Consider the following 18030-nt stretch of genomic DNA (forward strand, 5'->3'; position numbering starts at 1 on the left):
ATCCAAGACGCATCCCTTGTCCCGACCGTTTTGTTCGTTGGCGTCCCGGTGCGGGAAGAAAAAAGCCCTCATCGCCATTGCTCGGCGGATGTTGGTGATCATCTTTTGCATGATCTCCCGCAAAGAGCCGTTCCGCCAACCACAACTTATTTAGTCTAGCCAAAAGGCAGACAGGTTATACGAGATGCCTAAAATCGGGCACCTCTGCTTTCCTATTGCCTTTTTTGGCCATTTTCAGTATACCCTCACGGATCAGGAGCGTATACCGCACTCACCAAGTGGTGGGGATTTTCACGGAAAAAGTTGTTGCTAGGGGGGCGTGCCGTCCATCCTCATCTGCTTGGGGGTGGGCGGCCTTTCGTTTGCGAGACGCCGATGAAGCCGGTGATATCGAAGGGAGAGCGAAAGCAAGCTGCTTTTCTTTTTTGCAAAGGATCTTTTTTTGTACTACCATATCATATACATACATTATGAGGAAAGAGACATGCGTACATACAATGAGCCGTGCGGAAGGGAGAGAATGGCGCCATGCAGGCGTGGATCACGAATGTAATGGAACAATTCGGCTATATCGGCATTTTTCTCATGATTGCACTGGAAAATATCTTCCCGCCGATTCCGTCGGAAGTCATTTTGCCGTTTGGCGGATTTATGACGACGTACACGTCATTGACGGTGCCTGGCGTCATTGCGGCGGCGACCGCCGGTTCGGTTGCCGGGGCATTGGTGCTGTACGGAATCGGCCGGCTGTTGTCTGTTGAACGGCTCGAACGGATGGTCGACCGTTGGGGGAGATGGCTGCGGGTGAAGCCGGAAGACATCGCCAAGGCGAACCGGACGTTTCACCGTTATGGGGTATGGGCCGTCTTTCTTGGCCGCATGATTCCGTTGGTGCGCAGCTTGATTTCCATCCCGGCGGGCATGGCGAAGATGAACATTTGGCTGTTCGTCTGGCTGTCAGTGCTCGGCACACTTATTTGGAATACAGCGCTAGTCTCGATCGGCGCGGCGCTCGGCCAATCGTGGGGGAAAGTGTCCGAGGTGATCGGGATGTACGCTGAAGTGGTTTACGTCGTGATGGCCATTGCGCTTGCAGCATCCGCTGTGCGTTTATGGAAAAGACGCCGGACATCATAAGATGCCCCGGCGTCTTTCGTCTTCACCATTTTAGCAACAAATAGATGAAATACGGTGCACCGATCAACGAGACGACCACTCCCTTCGGAAGCGGTTCGGCGAGAACGTTGCGTCCGATCGTATCAGCTGTAAGCAGCAGTCAACCGCCGATGAGCATCGATACCGGCCGATGCTTCAAATCGGTTGTTTTCGTGACTTCAAGCGCCCAGTCAATTGCTTCGTAGTCTCGTTTCGTCAGGCGGCCAAACCCTTTTTGGTATGGGAAGCGGCCGTAGGAGACGAGTTCGCCGACGGTCAACCCGCTTGTTGCTTCCGGCATTTGCGGCAAAATGGCCATTTTTTTCGCCAGCTCTTTCGTCGGTTGTTGCGAAATGGCCTGGCCGTCCAAAATGACGGCGCCGGACTGCGGGGAAATGATGCGCGTCAACGTCTTGAGCAGCGTCGATTTTCCGCATCCGTTTGGTCCAATAATGGCTGTGATTTGTCGGTCGGGAATGCGGACGGACAAATGTTCGAAAATCGTTCGGTCATCGTAGCGAACGGTCAATTCTTTAGCATATAGGCGAACCATGCGGCCACCTCCTTCTGGATCAGGAAAATGAGAATCAATATCAATAACAATCTTATTATAGCGCATCCAATGAAAAAAACAATGATTTTTTGAAAATGGGAATCAATTTTACTTGCAAAGAAGTGACTAATGAGTGTTGCGAAATAACAACATTTTTTAGCTGAATAACGGCAGAACTGCAACAAATTCGTTCTGTTTGTTGCAAAATTGCAACAATATGTTGTTGTTTGGCAACAAGCGATCAAGTAAGATGAATTTTAGAAGGTTGGTGATTTAAGGGGAAATGCTGCTCTCCAACAGTGTTTCTCAAATTGAAAAACCTTGCAACACCATAACTTCCTTCCTTACGATTTCTCACAAACCGAGCGAATCCGTTGTTTTTCACCAGCCTTCTAGGGACTTGTTTTTTCTGAATAAATAGTGGGAACTTGTTTTTTGGCACAAAAATTGCTTGAGTAGAAAATAAGGCGGAACGGTGGGAGAGGAAATGGCAATGATGGTCGGAGACATCATGGTGAAGACAAAGGCAGTAATTTTTGAAAGCGATTCCCTTGATGAAGCGGCTCGGACATTCTTTGAATACGGACTTGATGGGATGGTCGTATGCCGTTGCAGTGAGGAAATCGTCGGCGTGGTGGCGGTCAAAGACGTGTTGTTCGGTCTTGCTCAAGGGAAAACAACTGTGCGTGAGGTGATGCGCCCGTCGCTGCCGCCGCTTTCCATTCACGACCGTGTGGAGGGGATCGAGTTTGGCGGCGGTCCGCTCCGGCCCGTTGTCGATGAGAGCGGACGCCTTGTCGGTGTGTTGACGAAAGAGCAGCATTTGACGGCATATGCGAAGGCGGTACAACTCCGCTTAAAACATTTGGATGCCATTTTCAACGCCGCCCATAACGGCATTTTATCGATCGACGCAAAAGGGCGGATTACATCGATCAATCCACCGGCTGAGAAAATGGCGCGGACGACGAAAGAAGAAGCCATCGGCAAGTTTTTGACCGATGTCGTGATCCCGTCTGGCTTGCTCGAGGTCGTGCGCACCGGCAAAGGGCATACGGAAAAATACCGCGTCGGCAAGCGCGTCTATATTACAAACCGCTCGCCAATTATCGACGAGGGGAAGGTCGTTGGGGCGGTCGGGGTGTTTCAAGACATTTCCGAGATTGAATTTATCTCCAACGAACTTGAGACCGTCAAGCGCATCGTCAATGAGCTGCAAACGGTGATGGAGGCATCCAGCGACGGCATCGCCATCACGGACCGCAGTGGAATGATCACGCGGCGAAACAAAAAATGGGATGCGCTGTTTCTAGGAACGGAGCAAGAGCGGGTGACCGCCCCGCTTGACCGGGTCGTTCGACAGGCGCTTGACGGCCGCCAGCCATGCTCGATGCTTCATCAGGGGACGGAAACGGGAAACATTTGGATCGTTTCCGCGGTGCCGATCATCGAGGAAGATGGGCGGGCGGAGCGGGTTGTTCTCTACGTCAAAGATATGACCGAGATGGAACAGCTGCGCTCGGAACTGGAGGAGACGAAACGGCTCCTTCATATGTTGGGCCGTCAGGAAGAAGATCATCTCATTTACCGCGCTCCAGCGATGGCGCATGTTGTCAATATCGCCCGCCAAGCGGCGGCTGTCGATGTGACGTTGTTGTTGACCGGAGAGTCGGGCACCGGGAAAGAGGAATTGGCGAATTACATTTGGAAACAAAGCGCCCGCCGCGCCCGACCGTTTGTGAAAGTGAATTGCGGGGCGATCCCCGAGACGTTGATGGAGTCTGAACTGTTCGGCTACGAGCCGGGGGCGTTCACCGGAGCGGCGAAGAAAGGGAAAAAAGGCTATTTCGAGCAGGCGGATGGCGGGACGATTTTTCTCGATGAAATCAGTGAAATTCCGCTTCACTTGCAAGTGAAGCTCCTTCGCGTGTTGCAGTCGATGGAAATCATGAGGTTGGGGGCGGAGGCGCCGAAGCGGATCGATGTGCGTGTCATCGCCGCGACGAACAAGCCGCTTGAGGAGCTTGTTGCCGCTGGGCGGTTTCGCGCTGATTTGTTTTACCGGCTGAACGTGATGCCGATTGCCATTCCGCCGCTGCGCGACCGGAAAGAAGACATCCCGCTCTTGGTTGACCATTACCGAAAGCGGTTTGCGGAAAAGTATCAAAAGCCGCTCGTGTTTACCGATGGGGCGCTGGCGGCGATGATGGACTATCACTGGCCCGGCAACGTCCGAGAGCTCGTCAATGTTGTAGAACGTATGTTTGTGACCGCCGTTTCCCCAGTCGTTGACGAACACCAAGTGGCGAAATGGCTCCACCTTGAACCGGAGCCAGCTGCGAGCCCGGTGGCGGTCGGAGAGATCATCCCGCTCAAACAGGCAACGGCTGAGGTCGAGCGCCAGCTCATCATCAAGGCGCTTCACAAGGCGAAGACGTATCGGCGAGCTGCGAAACTGCTTGGTGTCGATGCGTCGACACTCGTGCGCAAGGCGCAAAAATATGGAATTCAATCATGGGGAGGGGAAGAAGATGGATTTCACGCTGCCAGCCGAGATTGAATTTTTAAAAGAAAACGTCCGCAAATTTGTGAGAGAAGTTGTCGAACCGGTGGCGATGGATATTGAGGAAAATGACCAGATTCCGCAAGATATCATTGAAAAGTCGAAAGAAATGGGGCTGTTTGGATTAAGCATTCCGGAAGAGTACGGAGGCCTCGGTTTGTCAATGGTCGGCAAATGTGCCATTTATGAAGAGCTCGGCAAAACGCATAACGGCTATACAACACTCATTGGCGCTCATACTGGCATCGGCACGGTCGGCATCGTTGAGCTGGGCACGGAAGAACAGAAGCGGCGCTACTTGCCGAAAATGGCGACGGGCGAATGGATCGGCGCTTTCGCCTTAACCGAGCCGAGTGCTGGCTCGAACGCCGCCGCGATTAAAACGACCGCCGTCCGCAAAGGCGACCGCTACATCATTAACGGCTCGAAACATTACATTACGAACGCTGTCGACGCCCATGTGTTTACCGTCATGGCAGTCACCGATCCGTCGAAAGGTCCGAAAGGCATCACGTCCTTTATCGTGGAAAAAGATTTTCCCGGTTTTATCGTAGGAAACGTGGAGCGGAAAATGGGGCTGCGCGGATCGCATTCAGCCGAGCTGTTTTTTGACAACTTGGAAGTGCCGGTCGAAAACGTGCTCGGAAAAGAGGGAGAAGGCTATGTCAACGCCTTGAAAATTTTAGCGAACGGCCGCGCTGGTCTTGCTGCCCGCAACCTCGGCTCATGCATCCGCCTCCTAGAATACTGCATGGAATATGCCGAACAGCGCGAACAGTTCGGCAAGCCGATCATCGAGCAGCAAGCGATCCAGCATATGCTGGCGGAAATGAGCATGTTGATCGAAGTGCTGCGCTCGACCGTCTACCGCGTCGCCTGGATGGTCGACCAAAAGATGCGCGTCGTCAAAGAAGCGGCCATCGCCAAACTGTTCGGCTCGGAAGTGTACAACAAAATCGCTGACATGGCCGTGCAAATCCACGGCGGCCTCGGCTACATGAAAGACTACCCGATCGAACGCTACTTCCGCGATGCCCGCATCACGAAGATTTACGAAGGCACCTCGGAAATCCAGCGCAACATCATTGCGAGCGAACTGCGGAGAGAATACGGAAAAGTGCGGGTTTGACACTCCACACGCCTAAAGGGCGTGGGATTCTTGGGTCGTTTGCGCCCTCATCCATTTCTGGTTCGGACAACGCCCAAGTTCGGGGGTGTGTCATCACCCCGTCCCATCGGGTTAAGATGTACCCCAATGGGCGGCGCACCTGTGACCAGCGCGCTAGGTTCGGCGCTCAAGCCCGAAATCGCTTTGGCGATGTTGATGGCGCCATTCAAGTCGGCATGAATCGTATATCCGCATTTTTTGCATTGGAAGTGGATGCCGTTTCGGTTCGCTTTCTCYCGATGCCCGCATCGGCATGTTTGGCTTGTATAGGTCGGCTTCACCCACTCCACCCGAATGCCCGCCATTTCCGCTTTATAGGCAATCATCGTTTGCAGTTGATGAAACGCCCAAGAGTGAAGGCTTCGTCCCGCTTCTTTGGCCGRTGTTGCCCGCTTYCGAATCCCCGTCAACTYTTCCATCCGAATCACGCCAACACCGTTGGCGAGGGCAAAACGGACGATTTGACGGCTGATTTTATGGTTCCTATCCTTCATCCAGCGGGACTCTTTACGGCCGATTTTGCGAATCATATGGAGCTTCTTGGCTTTGCCCAACTTTCGACGCAAAGCCGCATATCGTCGGCGAATGAAAGCGCATTGGCTGCCCTTGAAAAACAACGATTTCGTTCCAATGCTGGCAACGGCAATATAGCGAAGTCCTAGGTCAATTCCCATTACCTTGGTTTCTTCCCGTTGTTGGACTTCAACTGTGATCGCAATAGCGAAGTACCATTTCTTTCTCTTTTTGTAGAGCTTGGCTGCCCCTTGTTTGACGGTTCCATTAAGCAGCCGATTCAGCCATGCTTCTTGATAGGGGCGCGTGACCACCGGCACGCCAATTCGCTTCTCCAGTGTAGGGAATGAAACGGTGTAGAACTCTCCTTTCTTTTCAACCTTCACGTTTTGATTGTTGAAGCAACACCATAATGTTCGAAACTTCTTTGTTTTCTGGTTTTTCTTTTGGGACTTCACTTCTCAAATCGTTTGATTCACGATGGCAGAAGGAAACCGCTGCGATGAAAATTCTTTAAATCGTTTGCTCGTCGCTTGATTCAGCTCGGGATGATTCAACAGCCAATTCGCAAACGCTGTATTCACTTCTGTCATCCGTTCGTACATGTCTTGTTTGACTTTCGTTGGTTTGTGCAGTTCCAGCCTTAGTGTGATCGTGGGCATGGATTCACCTTCTTGCGACGATGACATGATACCGTTTTTTTCAGTATCATTCAATATGAAGAAAACGGCTCGCTTTCATCCCACCCCTAAAGGAGTGGGCTTTCTCGCTCGCAGGTCTGTAAAAATTATACACGTAGCGACAAACACCAATCGTTTTGTTTATTTTGATCGCTTGTTCAGTTGTCGGTTTGATTTCAACAAAATAAGCTTTTTTCATAACGGATCTTCCTTGCGGCTCTCTGCCTCTATCGAGCTTTCGCAACTTTTGAGAAGCAACGGATGCCCCTCCGTTAAAAGGAAATCTCTATTTTTCCTTCTTCAATCCATTTTGCCAAATTGGCATTTTTAATTTCTGTATGGAATGACTGTCCATCTAACGAATAAATGACCTTCCTCGACTCGTTTCGACCGCTGCTGTGCACAAAAGCATAGATTTCTTCGGAGCTTAATTTCGTATTCTGAATGGATAATTGTAGAATACGGTCATAAGACAGCAGGATGTATTGCTGTTTAAACCCTAAAAAATCATCGATACCTAATATTCCAAATAAACTTTCGTTATTTACAAAAGTATTATACATCGTATATACACCTTTGCCGTCATCACTACATATATAGGCAGGACCGTAGTACTGATGAACAAGCAATAATGAGAAAAAACAAATAAAGCGCTCTCCTGCATTATTTCCGTTATGTAAAATGATTTGTCTCAATTTTGGAAGATCCGAAATGGAGGATAATTCACATCGTTCCAGGTTATGAATAATATCTCTATTTACTCTGAAAGCTTGCAAAGCCAGTTGTTTCATCACATCCAATATGCGTTGCTTTTTCGTCATTCCTTTCTCTAATAATTGATAAATGGTTTGCATCGATAGAATATACAGCTGTTTCTTCGCCGATAATTGTTTGAAAAGCTCAAAGTAATAATCATTATATCGTTCCTTTGTGGGTATATTCCTACAAGACTCTTCTAACACTGCATCAGGAATAAGAAAAATCGGAGACTGATGAAATGCCTGCAGCAAAAGCGGCAAATTTGATATTTGTTTTCTGAATTTCGTTAAGATCATATTATCTAACATATAAAATACTTGATGTTCATTTAGTGACTGGTACAGTTGGACCGTATTATCTGAAATAAACGGGCGAACGGATTCTAAAACAGGGGAATCGAGGACCTTCATCCTTTAGTCCCCCTTTGATCATGCACTGACGCCAACACTTGTTCATATAGCTTATCATAAAATTTTTTAATCGATTGAAGATCCTCTTCATACATCAATCCTTTTGCTTTTTCATATAATTCATCAAACCCGCTGATGTTTATCGTATAACTAGGCTCGAACAATGATTTGTCTATATCATGGGGAATACGATTTCTATAATCATAGTCCAATGCATCTTTCGCTTCGTTAATCGTGATCAATTCGTTTTGAGCAAGTTTCACAACTAACGCTTTGTACGGGATCTGGAAGACACTGATTAATCGCATAATTTTTTGGGGGAGAGATTGTTTCATGTGAGCGGTCTCCAAAAATCGAAAACTTCTTTCCAACACAAAATCATTAATTAAAAATTCGGCAGCGAAGAGATTAGGAAGCCGCTCTTTTTCATCATAAATATGATCAATCATGATAAAATTTTGGTCAGGGCTCTTAATTTTCTCTCTGTCAAAAAAGAAATGATAAAACTCGTGCGCCCACATGAAATTTTCATATATTCTCGGCTGTGCCGTGTTAATATGGACATAATAATCACCGTTATAGTAATACACAAGCCCACCATAGTCAGCATTTTGAATCGGAAACTGCAATACATTTGCATGCTCGTAAAGATAAGTTTTTATAAAATCAAGCGGCTTTACATGAGCAAGAGGATCTCCGAGGGAGTAAATACGGTCCATTGCCCTTTTCATTTTCGGCAAATGTGTTTTGTTATGCTCTAAAATCATTTCAAGATTGTCTTTTGTAATCAATGGACTACCCCCTTGGATGTTCCGAATTTGTCACTGATTTTAACACATCGATCAGTTCAACAAATTCGCTGAAAAGATGCATGCCCTTTTTTAATTCTTCGTCCTCTGCACCGTGAAACGAAAGGGCCACATAATTCATAAATGAATCAGATCGGCTGCGGCCAAACGTTTTTCCATTTAACTCCATATCTGCCTTGTAAAAAAAGAACGGATCGTTAATGCGGAACAGCTTATTGATCTTTGCAACATACTTCTCCACATTTCCTTCGCCTTTCAAGAAATTATAATAAGCTGTCTTCTTAATACCAGTTCGTTCCATCACCCATGAATGTTTAATGCCTTTCCCTTCTATATATTTTTTGACATTCTGGCCTACAATTTTGTTTGTATTTACCATACACTTCACCTCCTGTATCTACAACAAATTATAAAATAAGAACGTATTGATTTTCTATATTTTTTCCTCAAAAAACGGAATATATGATTATTTTACGCAAAAAATTATTCAAAAGTGCTTGATCAAACTTATTTTTTCCTCAAAAAGTGATCACAAAGACGGTTCATCTGTTCCTAGTCCCCTCGTTCCATGCACCAGACAAGATCATAGACGGGGCAAAAGCGGCCCGTTTTGTGAAGAAGACAAGCCTGTATATCGTCGTGAATATTCAGTTCATGTAAAATCTTCGGCAACGGCTGATGCAAGAGAACATCAAAAAGCGAGCAACCCCCCATTAAAAACAAGCTCGCCTTGTCCTGCTCATATCCGAATAGATCACCGGGCAACTTACAAGCTTTCCCTCTTGAAGGACAGCGTCACAATCTCTTGATACAGATGGGCATGCAGATCGTATAATTTCTGCAGCGCCAATACAGAAATCCACTTTTTCAGCTCATTGATGACTAATAACATGATCGCATGACGGATCGACTTGATTTTTGGCCGATGAGACACAATCATCGAATTCGCCAATTTCAATAGGAGATAAGTAAGTGAGAGATCGCGCTCAATCATTCCGGCAATTTCTCCGTAAAGTTGACAAAGCACGGCTTCCCATTGGTCAACTTCTCAATTCCAATGTTCATGAAGCTGTTAATCAGCACTTCTAGTGTGGCATGATCTCCATTCAAACCATCATAGAAATTGCGCTTGCCGCTTCGATAAAACACTTCATATCCAACGGCATCTCGTTCGACATCGAATATCGGCTGTCTCGCCAGTTTTTCATCGAGTTCCTCTTGGTCTTCGTCAACCGGTTGTGAAGAAGCCGGAGACGATGCCTCCGTTGCGGTTTGCCCGCTGGAAGCCGGAACTGCGGCGTCATTGGCCGCTATGGCTTGTCCGCTCGGAGCGTCAGATGCCGCTGTGGTTTCTGTCGGTTGAGAAGCGGACGGCTCGCCCGTTGGCGACGAATCGGCAGGCTCTGGCGAGGTTTGCGCGCCCGTTGCCGGTTCCGCTTCACTTAACGCTTGAATGCGAGCCGTCACCTTGTCTAGCTGCTCCTCAATTTAGCTTACTTTATTGTACCATAATTTCCTTCGCGAGGAAGTAAGATGAAACGACGATTTTCGACCTTTGAACCATTTCATATATGTCTCAAACATTCCTGGTTCACAATTAAATCCCTAGTTGAAGCTCGTGTACAGTATGTAACCACTTCAACTTCTTGCATGCTTCTTAAGAACTGCGGTAATTGCCTCAATCGTTTCTTTGGCGGCATCCGTCAACGCTTCAAATTTAAAGGCAATCGACTGGGCGTTTGGATTGATGGATGGTCCTTCGTTTTGATCTCTGCGAAACGCAGTGATCGCCTCCAAGTCTTGTTTGAGGCCATCCGGAAGCAACGCTCGTTCGAACCTCCAACTGACAATGCAGGGCTCTTTCGCTGTGTAATCGTTGGATCCTTCATATTGTATAGCCCCGATGCGCTTCTTCCCTTTCTCGGAAGCTGTATCATTCATAAACAACTGCACTGTTTGCTTTGCATGGCCATCACATAAATGCAAGCCTGCTTCCATCGATTTGCTTGCAATGAAATGAAAAATGGGTGCAATGGCAAAGCGGTACTCGAGCACCTTCATCTTTTCTCCCCCCTTTTTTTGTAATATTTTCACCCGTGGTGCTAGATAAACTTGATCAAGCATAAAAAAAAATAGCCCTTGCTGGCGGATCTCCTGTAGAATGAAAGTGCGACCCATCATTCGAAAGGAGAGATCCCCCACGCAAGAGCACTTTCATTTTACTACAGATCCAGCCAAACTTCAAAAACAATATGCCGCCATTTTCTGTTTTGTTTCTGCCCAACTGTCGTTGATTCAAATGKATCTTCATCGCCGCAACCGTCACTTGGTCAAGCAWGAAGACGAAGTGGTCATGGCGGTTCACCTTTTGGGGAAGCTGCTGGGCTTTTCTTCCGAACGAGCCTGGCATCGCTTTGTCACGGGAAATTTGTTCACAAACGGCTCGTTTCTTGAACGCTCCCGATACAACCGCCGCTGCCGAGCGCTTGGCTTCGCGGTCAAATGGATTCGTCATGAACTGGCGAAACGTGGCCAACAYCATGCTAGACATTGTCGACAGTTTGCCTCTTCCGTTGTGCCATCCCGCGAGAATGCAGCGCGTCAAGCGATTTCGAGGGATCGCGGATATGGGGTATTGTGCTTCCAAAAAGCAATGGTACTACGGTTTCAAGCTGCATCTTCAAGTGACCAATCAAGGGCTGGCCATGGGCTATGTCGTGACGGAAGCGTCCTGCCACGACGTCAAAGCCGCTGAAACGGTGATGACTCAAATCCCTCATCCCTACAACTTTGGGGACAAAGGGTACATCAGCCRCGCTCTTCGAGAAAAGCTGTACGAAGAACACCAAGCCGCGTTCTGGACACCGTCTCGACACAATCAAAAGCACGGCCCATCCAAGGCATGGGAAGAATGGATCAGGAAAAAACGCAAAGTCATCGAGACGGTGTTTTCGATTCTCGTAGACCAATACCGGATCACCGACATTCGAGCGAATTCCATTGCCGGGTTTGAAGTGGCACTCGATGGCATCTTGTTGGCTTATTCCTTGGTCACACTAGGGCTGGTTGAGCGCTGACGCTCAACTAGCACCACGGGTTAAAAATATCCTTTGTCAAACGACAAATTTGGCTGCTTGGCGAAAAAAGCTCCGTCCCTGTAGTGCGCCCGATTGGAAAAGTTTTTTCACGGAAGTTCCCTTCTTTCTCCATTCGTTTCAGAGACGACGGAGGAGAAAGAGAATCATCATCTAGATCCCGGATCGGCCAGCGCGAGATCGGATTAGGCGTCTTCCCAGGCATGCAGGCCAAGTAGTCTTTCAACGCTTCGGCCGGAGCGAGCCCGTTTTCCAGTCAAAAATCAAGCAACGACTCCCCGTTCGCCTCATCGTCAATGTCAGGGGAGCGTCCCCCGACAGAAACGGCTCCAAGCGAAAGCCCGCCAGCAACCGAAATCGGCCCGCCGACGACAAGCGGCCCGGCTGCGGCAGACGAAGCGGACGGCTGCGGATGGCTTGTTGCTTCCAACATCAAATCGCATAAAACGCGAATGGCGGCGACGTGTTCACGCACCCGCTGCAGGTCGTTCGTGGACCTCGCTTTCCGCAGCTCATCTTCCATCTTGGCGATAACGGCCGCAAACGAGATGGACATCATTCTCCCCTCCTTATTCAGCGCGGACGCCGATGTTTTCGATTTGCCAGTCGATCGGTTCGCGTCCGCATTTCATCAAAAACGCGTTCGTCCGCGAAAACGGGCGATGGCCGAAAAAGCCGCGCGCGGCGGAAAACGGGCTCGGGTGCGGCGCTTCAATAATCAGATGGCGCGGATTCGTAATCCGTTCTTTTTTCTCCTGAGCGTTCCGGCCCCAAAGCAAAAAGACGACCGGATCGTCTTTTTCATTGACGAGTTCAATGACGCGGTCGGTGAATTGTTCCCACCCTTTGCCGCGGTGGGAGTTCGCCTGGCCGCGGCGGACGGTCAGCACCGTGTTTAACAATAACACCCCTTGCTCGGCCCATTTCACGAGATAGCCGTTATCTGGTATGTAGCAACCAAGGTCATCATGCAGCTCTTTAAAAATGTTCACCAAAGACGGCGGCACCGGCACGCCCGGCTTGACGGAAAAACTAAGTCCGTGCGCCTGCCCCGGGCCATGGTACGGATCTTGCCCGAGCAGCACGACTTTGACGTTTGCATACGGTGTATAATGAAGGGCGTTGAAAATATCGTGCATATCGGGATAGATCGTCCGCGTTCGGTACTCTACTTTTAAAAATTCGCGCAGCTTCAAGTAGTATGGTTTTTGAAACTCCTCTTCAAGCAACGGAGCCCAGTCGTTTTTGAGAATCGGCATTGCGAGCAACTCCTTTGCCATCGGCTTTTTTCCTTTTATCATTGTAACCAAAAAGACCCCAGCGTCAAAGCGAAGCGAATGTTCAGATTGAGGCAACCATAGCGAAACCTGTTTCCCCAACAGGAAATGCGCCAATCCCCTGCCGCAGCCATAAAAAATTGAAGAGAAAATCAAAATGTCCACGAAATCAACCAGCGGAGCAGCCAAGCGCCAAGCAGCACGTATAAAAAAATGATCAGCGCCCCAGCGGCCCAGTTCGTCGGCTTGACGCGCTTAGCGAGCTCTTCCGCCCGCGCCCGGTGTTCGGCAACAATGTCTTTCGACAGCCATTTCAGCGCCAAGTAAATACCGAGTGGCACAAGCAGCAAATCATCGATATACCCAAGAACCGGAACGAAATCGGGAATCAAATCGATCGGGCTGAACGTATACGCCACAACGACCAGCATAAACAGCCGCAGCCAAATGGAAACGCGCCGATCACGAACCGCAGAATACAAGACAAATATGTCTCGTTTCAGCGCCCTTGCCCATTCTTTCCACTTTGTGAACATCGCGTTCCCCTGCCCTTTCCTGTTTCATATAGTATAAAATATGGGTATAGTAGTGTAAACATTGCAAGGTCGACAACCTTCCCGTACCATCATGAAACCGACTCATCGATCATGTGAGGTGAACAACCATGGATAGGAAACGATTTCATGTTGTACACGAAGAACAGCCAGACCGTCATGTTGTATACATAAAAGGGGAGCTTGATCTAGCGGCAGCGGAACAGTTTCAACACGCCGTCGAGCCGCTCGCTGGTGATGCGTCGAAGCCGCTCGTCATCCGCCTTGAAGAATTGACGTATATCGACAGCACCGGCATCGGAATGTTTGTCGCGCTATTAAAAACGCGAAAAAAGCAAGGGGCGCCGTTTGCGATTGAGAACGTACCGCCGAAAGTGCAACGCTTGTTTGATTTAACCGGCGTATCCTACTTGTTTTCGACAATGAATGACACGACAGAAAGGATCGAGGGGCAATCATGAAAGAGCATGAAACCGTCGTACAGCTGTCGATGCCAGCCGATGCGCAGTTTATCGATGTCGCGCGTTTGACGCTATACGGGCTGGCCGCTAAGATGGGGTTTTCCTATGAAGAGATTGAAGATATGAAAGTGGCTGTCTCAGAAGCGTGCAACAACGCTGTTTTGCATGCGTACAACGGAAGGGGTGGCGTCATTCATCTTCGCTTTGAGATGCGCGCCGATGCGCTTTCGATCATCATTAAAGACGAGGGCAAAGGGTTTGATTACAAACGGGCGGCGAAACAGGCAGCGCCGCTGTCCGCGAAGCCTCTTGAAGACGTCAAAGCTGGCGGCCTCGGCCTGTTTTTGATGGAAGCGCTCATGGACGATGTCACCGTCACCACAAAGGGCGGAACGGAAGTCCGCCTGACGAAATTCCGCCATCGCGGCGAAGGAGAGCATGCCCATGACTCTATATCCCCCTCCTCTGTCCAAGAGCAAGCTTGACGCCCTCATTTCCGCCTATCAACAAACAAAAACGGAAGAAGCGGCGACCGCCTTGCTCGTGCGCTTCGAGCCGCTCATTGCGGCCGCAGCGAAAAAAATGGCGCGCAGCCGCCCTGACTTTTACGAAGACTTGTTTCAAATCGGACGGCTGTCGTTTTTGCGCCTCCTCGATCATTATGACCCGAGCCAAGGTGCAAGCTTTGAGTCATACGCCATGAAAAGCTTGATCGGCTATATGAAAAACTATTTGCGCGACAAAGCATGGTACATCCAAGTGCCGCGCAAGGTGAAGGAAAAAGGAAGCAAAGTACAGCAGGCGATCGATGAGCTGACCGTCAAGCTCGAGCGTTCGCCGACGATCGATGAGATCGCCGGCCACTTAGGCTTATCGGTCGAAGAGACGATCGAAATTTTGGCCGGACGGGACCATTACCAAGCCGTTTCGCTCGATGCCCCGGTGCAAGACGGGGAAAAGGATGCGACGACGATCGGTGAATTCGTCGCTGATGAAGCGAACGAAATCGAGTCACTGATCGAGCGAATGGATTTAGAGCAAGCGATCGGCAAACTGAGCGAGCAAGAACGAATCGTCATCGACGCCATCTTCCGTCGCGGGGAAACGCAACGCTCGTTAGCCGAGAGGCTTGGCGTCTCGCAAATGACAATCAGCCGCATTCAAAAGCGGGCCATCGCGAAATTGAAGCGGCAGCTCGCCGCCTATTCGCCATAACGGTCAAACATTGCGCCGCCGGACGCATCAAGCGGTCGAACAGCCCATGCTAACGGCGGCGCAGCAGCAACAACGTCTGGTCATCTTTTTGTTCGTATTGATGATACGCTTGAATATGCTCGTACAACTCGCGCACGATCTCCGGCGCCGGCTGATCAAGGTTGACGCGGGCGACCATCGCGGCGAGAACGGAAAAGTCATCGTCCGCCTCTTCGGTACGCTTTTCCGTCACCCCGTCGGTGTACAGCAGCACAAAATCACCTGGTTCGAGCACAACCGATTTGGTCTCAAATGAAAATTGCGGAAACAAGCCGAGCGCGCAGCCTTTGGCGCCTAGCGGCACGCATTGCTTCGTTTTCGCCCGATACCAAAGCGCCGGTTCGTGTCCGGCGCACGCGTACGAGAACGTATGCGTTTTTTCGTTGTAATTGCCGACAAACATCGTGACAAACATCGACGGCTCGGTGTAGTCGTAGGCGAATCGGTTCAGCAAGTCAAGATACACGTGCGGCTGCGTTCCGTAATGGACGGTCCGGTCCAGAATAAATTTCATCAGCGTCATGAGCATCGCCGCTGGAATGCCTTTTCCCGATACATCGGCAATGCCGACGGACACCGATGTTTGATGGACAGCAAAGTGATAAAAATCGCCGCTCAACACTCGGGCAGGGACGCTGAGGACACCGATGTCGATGTACGAAGGCAAGTTCACTTTCGAAGATGTCTGCAAAAGCGATCGCTGCATATTCGCGGCAAGCGACAGTTCAAAGTCGAGTTGTTCGCGTTCACGCTCAAGCCGCTCTTTCTCTTTTTTCTCCGTCATGTCGCGCAAGACGGCGACAAGCCCCGCCAGCGCACCGTTTTCCAACACCGGTGCCAGCGTATAACCGACCGGCAGGCAGACGCCGTCGCGGCGGCGAAACGGCTCCTCCTCGACGCGAATCACCTCGCCGCTTTTCAGCCGTTTGACGACGCGGCGCAGCTGCTTCCAATCCCACTTGTCGCCGTCTGGCCCCGCGAGCGAGACAAACGAAAACAGCGGCTTGCCTTTCGCCTCTTCTAAAGTGGCGCCGATCAACCGGCTCGCCTCCGGATTCATCCAAACGATCTGCCCGTCGCGATTCACCATCAGCAATCCTTCTCCAAGGGCGTTCGCCATCATCTCGAGCTGTTGTTCACGGTGCTTCAGCTCCACGTACGGCTTTTCCACCGTTTCCACATACATGGCGCGCACGACATACAAAAATCCAGCCATTTCATAAAGCTGCCCCCACAGCCCGTACCCGCTGCCAAGCATGAGCAACCATTGGCCGAGGGCAAATAATAGAAGCGCCATAGACCAGTATAGGGAAGCGGGAGCCCTCCCTTGCCGAAAACGCCGCCATGCGAACACGGTCGCCGCTGCATCAAGCAAACCGACCGCTCCTTCCCCTGCGCGCCACCAAAACGGCCAGCGGCTCGTCCCATGCGCCGGCCAAAACGGGGACGTGATGTGGATGAACAAACTAACAGCCGCCGTATACAAAAACGCGGCCAAAAACGCCTGCCAGCGTTGCCCGCTTTGCCGTTCCATCACCTCATCGGGCCGTGAAAAGAGAAAGAGCAGCCCCCAAGCAAGCGTAAAGCGGGCAGCGAGCGAAAACAGCGCCGCCAAAACGTCAGCCTCTGTGAAGGAAAGGACAAAATGAACAGAAAAGAGCGCCCCCGCAGAAAAAAACAACGCCCCCATCATGAGCCGCTCTGTTGACAGCGTATGCGGAAATACGGCCCATCCTTGCAAGGCGACAAGCCAACAGACGACGACAGCGGCAAACCCTAAAGAAAGAAGAATAGGATGATAGAATTCGAGCAAAAGCGGCAGATGACCGCCAGCGAACAGAAGCAGGCCAAACAGCCCAGCCGCCAGCGTTGCCGCCATGCCGTGCCAACGCGCTGGCTGATATCGTTGATCCTTGTTCACAAATGGTGAACCTCCACTCCTCACTGCTATATGGCTTATTATACCATAACGTTGGACGTCAAGCGCATACGAACGTCGCCGCCTCCTCATTTTCGCTTCCGCCGCTGGAACAACAAAAAAGAACGCTCTCTAAACAGAGAGCGTCCTCAATCGCGGTCATTTCCCATGCAATTTCGAAATCGCCAACCTGTTCAAAGCGTCTCATTAGAACGTGTGAGCCAAGTCTTTCGCCCGGGCGATGGCGTTCGCTTTAATTTCTTCCGCCTTTTCCGGCATCGCCGCATGCCCTTCGACAAACAGTCCTTCAAACGACGGAACACCGAAAAATTGCATGATGACGCTTAAGTAACGATGCCCCATTTCCATTTCTGCCGCTGGGCCTTCCGAATAGAAACCACCGCGCGCTTGAATGTGGAGCGCTTTTTTATCGGTAAGCAATCCGACCGGCCCTTGTTCCGTATATTTAAAGGTCTTGCCGGCGACCGCCACCGCATCAATGTACGCTTTCAACACCGGTGGGAATGAAAAGTTCCACATTGGGGTAACGAACACGTACTTGTCAGCGGAAATAAATTGGTCGCACAGCTCGTTCATCCGCCCGACTTTCGCTTTTTCTTCGTCAGACAGCTCTTCAAACGATTTCCCGGAGCGAAGTTTGCCCCAACCGCTGAATACGTCGACGTCGATTTCCGGAATGTATTCTTTATATAAATCGAGATGGATCACCTCATGGTCCGGATGAACTTGTTTGTACGTCTCAATGAACGCCTTTCCAACCGCCATGCTGTACGATTGCGTATCGTCGTGAGGGTGGGCGGTGATGTACAACACTTTTACCATGATGCATACTCCCTTTCT

Annotated in this window: 17 protein-coding genes and 5 pseudogenes; 7 read left to right on the plus strand and 15 right to left on the minus strand. The window is 50.0% G+C overall.

Annotated elements, in window-relative coordinates; all coding sequences use genetic code 11:
* Nucleotides 1-528 precede the first annotated feature (528 nt).
* Nucleotides 529-1137, plus strand: a complete 609-nt coding sequence (locus B1A75_RS12770; protein ID WP_074044629.1) for a DedA family protein — start codon at nucleotides 529-531, stop codon at nucleotides 1135-1137.
* Between the two features lie 22 nt (nucleotides 1138-1159).
* Here the strand turns inward: B1A75_RS12770 and B1A75_RS20560 are convergent.
* Together B1A75_RS20560 and B1A75_RS20125 are read right to left on the minus strand one after the other, a co-directional pair.
* A pseudogene (locus B1A75_RS20560) lies at nucleotides 1160-1303 on the minus strand (iron chelate uptake ABC transporter family permease subunit); the annotation flags it as partial.
* Nucleotides 1280-1708 (minus strand): annotated as a pseudogene (locus B1A75_RS20125) (ABC transporter ATP-binding protein); the annotation flags it as partial. The pseudogenes B1A75_RS20125 and B1A75_RS20560, both read right to left, overlap by 24 nt.
* A gap of 487 nt (nucleotides 1709-2195) precedes the next feature.
* On the opposite strand from B1A75_RS20125, the gene B1A75_RS12780 reads away from it, so the two are divergent.
* Both B1A75_RS12780 and B1A75_RS12785 read left to right on the plus strand, forming a co-directional pair.
* Nucleotides 2196-4268, plus strand: coding sequence for a sigma-54-dependent Fis family transcriptional regulator (locus B1A75_RS12780; protein ID WP_079936338.1), 2073 nt, complete (start codon nucleotides 2196-2198; stop codon nucleotides 4266-4268).
* On the plus strand, nucleotides 4240-5400 hold the full coding sequence (locus tag B1A75_RS12785; RefSeq protein ID WP_074044627.1) for an acyl-CoA dehydrogenase family protein: 1161 nt from the start codon (nucleotides 4240-4242) through the stop codon (nucleotides 5398-5400). Before B1A75_RS12780 ends, B1A75_RS12785 begins: the two co-directional genes overlap by 29 nt.
* A gap of 47 nt (nucleotides 5401-5447) precedes the next feature.
* Here B1A75_RS12785 and B1A75_RS12790 read toward each other — a convergent pair.
* From B1A75_RS12790 to B1A75_RS12830, 8 genes and pseudogenes are all read right to left on the minus strand, one after another.
* Nucleotides 5448-6614 (minus strand): annotated as a pseudogene (locus B1A75_RS12790) (RNA-guided endonuclease TnpB family protein).
* A 117-nt stretch (nucleotides 6615-6731) separates the two neighbouring features.
* Nucleotides 6732-6831: pseudogene (locus tag B1A75_RS20655) on the minus strand (helix-turn-helix domain-containing protein); the annotation flags it as partial.
* A 73-nt stretch (nucleotides 6832-6904) separates the two neighbouring features.
* On the minus strand, nucleotides 6905-7801 hold the full coding sequence (locus B1A75_RS12800) for a hypothetical protein (protein WP_079936339.1): 897 nt from the start codon (nucleotides 7799-7801) through the stop codon (nucleotides 6905-6907).
* Nucleotides 7798-8592, minus strand: a complete 795-nt coding sequence (locus tag B1A75_RS12805) for an ImmA/IrrE family metallo-endopeptidase (RefSeq protein ID WP_068895178.1) — start codon at nucleotides 8590-8592, stop codon at nucleotides 7798-7800. The genes B1A75_RS12800 and B1A75_RS12805 overlap by 4 nt, the downstream gene beginning before the upstream one ends.
* A 4-nt stretch (nucleotides 8593-8596) precedes the next feature.
* Nucleotides 8597-8989, minus strand: coding sequence for a hypothetical protein (locus B1A75_RS12810; RefSeq protein WP_049625976.1), 393 nt, complete (start codon nucleotides 8987-8989; stop codon nucleotides 8597-8599).
* Nucleotides 8990-9376: 387 nt separating this feature from the next.
* On the minus strand, nucleotides 9377-9604 hold the full coding sequence (locus B1A75_RS12820) for an HDOD domain-containing protein (RefSeq protein ID WP_074044850.1): 228 nt from the start codon (nucleotides 9602-9604) through the stop codon (nucleotides 9377-9379).
* The gene (locus B1A75_RS20320) at nucleotides 9601-10077 is read right to left on the minus strand and encodes a hypothetical protein (protein ID WP_239691302.1); all 477 of its coding nucleotides are present in this window, start codon (nucleotides 10075-10077) and stop codon (nucleotides 9601-9603) included. Before B1A75_RS20320 ends, B1A75_RS12820 begins: the two co-directional genes overlap by 4 nt.
* A gap of 171 nt (nucleotides 10078-10248) precedes the next feature.
* Complete coding sequence (locus B1A75_RS12830) at nucleotides 10249-10791, minus strand: hypothetical protein (RefSeq protein WP_254866633.1); 543 nt, start codon at nucleotides 10789-10791, stop codon at nucleotides 10249-10251.
* Here B1A75_RS12830 and B1A75_RS12835 point away from each other — a divergent pair.
* Nucleotides 10772-11687, plus strand: a pseudogene (locus B1A75_RS12835) (IS982 family transposase). The gene B1A75_RS12830 and the pseudogene B1A75_RS12835 sit on opposite strands and share 20 nt — an antisense overlap.
* A 274-nt stretch (nucleotides 11688-11961) precedes the next feature.
* On the opposite strand, the gene B1A75_RS12840 reads toward B1A75_RS12835, so the two are convergent.
* From B1A75_RS12840 to B1A75_RS12850, 3 genes are all read right to left on the minus strand, one after another.
* Nucleotides 11962-12261 (minus strand): YwdI family protein, encoded by a 300-nt coding sequence (locus B1A75_RS12840; RefSeq protein WP_025039370.1) that lies wholly within the window; start codon nucleotides 12259-12261, stop codon nucleotides 11962-11964.
* Nucleotides 12262-12274: 13 nt separating this feature from the next.
* The gene (locus tag B1A75_RS12845) at nucleotides 12275-12964 is read right to left on the minus strand and encodes a uracil-DNA glycosylase (RefSeq protein WP_013524842.1); all 690 of its coding nucleotides are present in this window, start codon (nucleotides 12962-12964) and stop codon (nucleotides 12275-12277) included.
* 170 nt (nucleotides 12965-13134) lie between these two features.
* Complete coding sequence (locus B1A75_RS12850) at nucleotides 13135-13518, minus strand: YkvA family protein (RefSeq protein WP_079936340.1); 384 nt, start codon at nucleotides 13516-13518, stop codon at nucleotides 13135-13137.
* 128 nt (nucleotides 13519-13646) lie between these two features.
* Between B1A75_RS12850 and B1A75_RS12855 the strand changes: the two genes are divergently transcribed.
* Genes B1A75_RS12855 through B1A75_RS12865 form a run of 3 tightly spaced genes read left to right on the plus strand, consistent with a single transcriptional unit; the run spans nucleotide 13647 to nucleotide 15212 of the window.
* Entirely contained in the window at nucleotides 13647-13997 is a 351-nt protein-coding gene (locus B1A75_RS12855; RefSeq protein ID WP_074042892.1) for an STAS domain-containing protein, read from the plus strand.
* Nucleotides 13994-14482, plus strand: a complete 489-nt coding sequence (gene rsbW / locus B1A75_RS12860; protein WP_074042893.1) for an anti-sigma B factor RsbW — start codon at nucleotides 13994-13996, stop codon at nucleotides 14480-14482. The genes B1A75_RS12855 and rsbW overlap by 4 nt, the downstream gene beginning before the upstream one ends.
* On the plus strand, nucleotides 14442-15212 hold the full coding sequence (locus tag B1A75_RS12865; RefSeq protein ID WP_074042894.1) for a sigma-70 family RNA polymerase sigma factor: 771 nt from the start codon (nucleotides 14442-14444) through the stop codon (nucleotides 15210-15212). The genes rsbW and B1A75_RS12865 overlap by 41 nt, the downstream gene beginning before the upstream one ends.
* Nucleotides 15213-15261: 49 nt before the next feature.
* Here the strand turns inward: B1A75_RS12865 and B1A75_RS12870 are convergent, their stop codons facing one another.
* Nucleotides 15262-17130, minus strand: coding sequence for a SpoIIE family protein phosphatase (locus tag B1A75_RS12870; protein WP_139268030.1), 1869 nt, complete (start codon nucleotides 17128-17130; stop codon nucleotides 15262-15264).
* 246 nt (nucleotides 17131-17376) lie between these two features.
* Nucleotides 17377-18012 (minus strand): FMN-dependent NADH-azoreductase, encoded by a 636-nt coding sequence (locus B1A75_RS12875; RefSeq protein ID WP_074042896.1) that lies wholly within the window; start codon nucleotides 18010-18012, stop codon nucleotides 17377-17379.
* Nucleotides 18013-18030 lie beyond the last annotated feature (18 nt).

It is taken from the genome of Geobacillus sp. LEMMY01, assembly GCF_002042905.1.
In the GTDB taxonomy this organism is placed as follows: domain Bacteria; phylum Bacillota; class Bacilli; order Bacillales; family Anoxybacillaceae; genus Geobacillus; species Geobacillus proteiniphilus.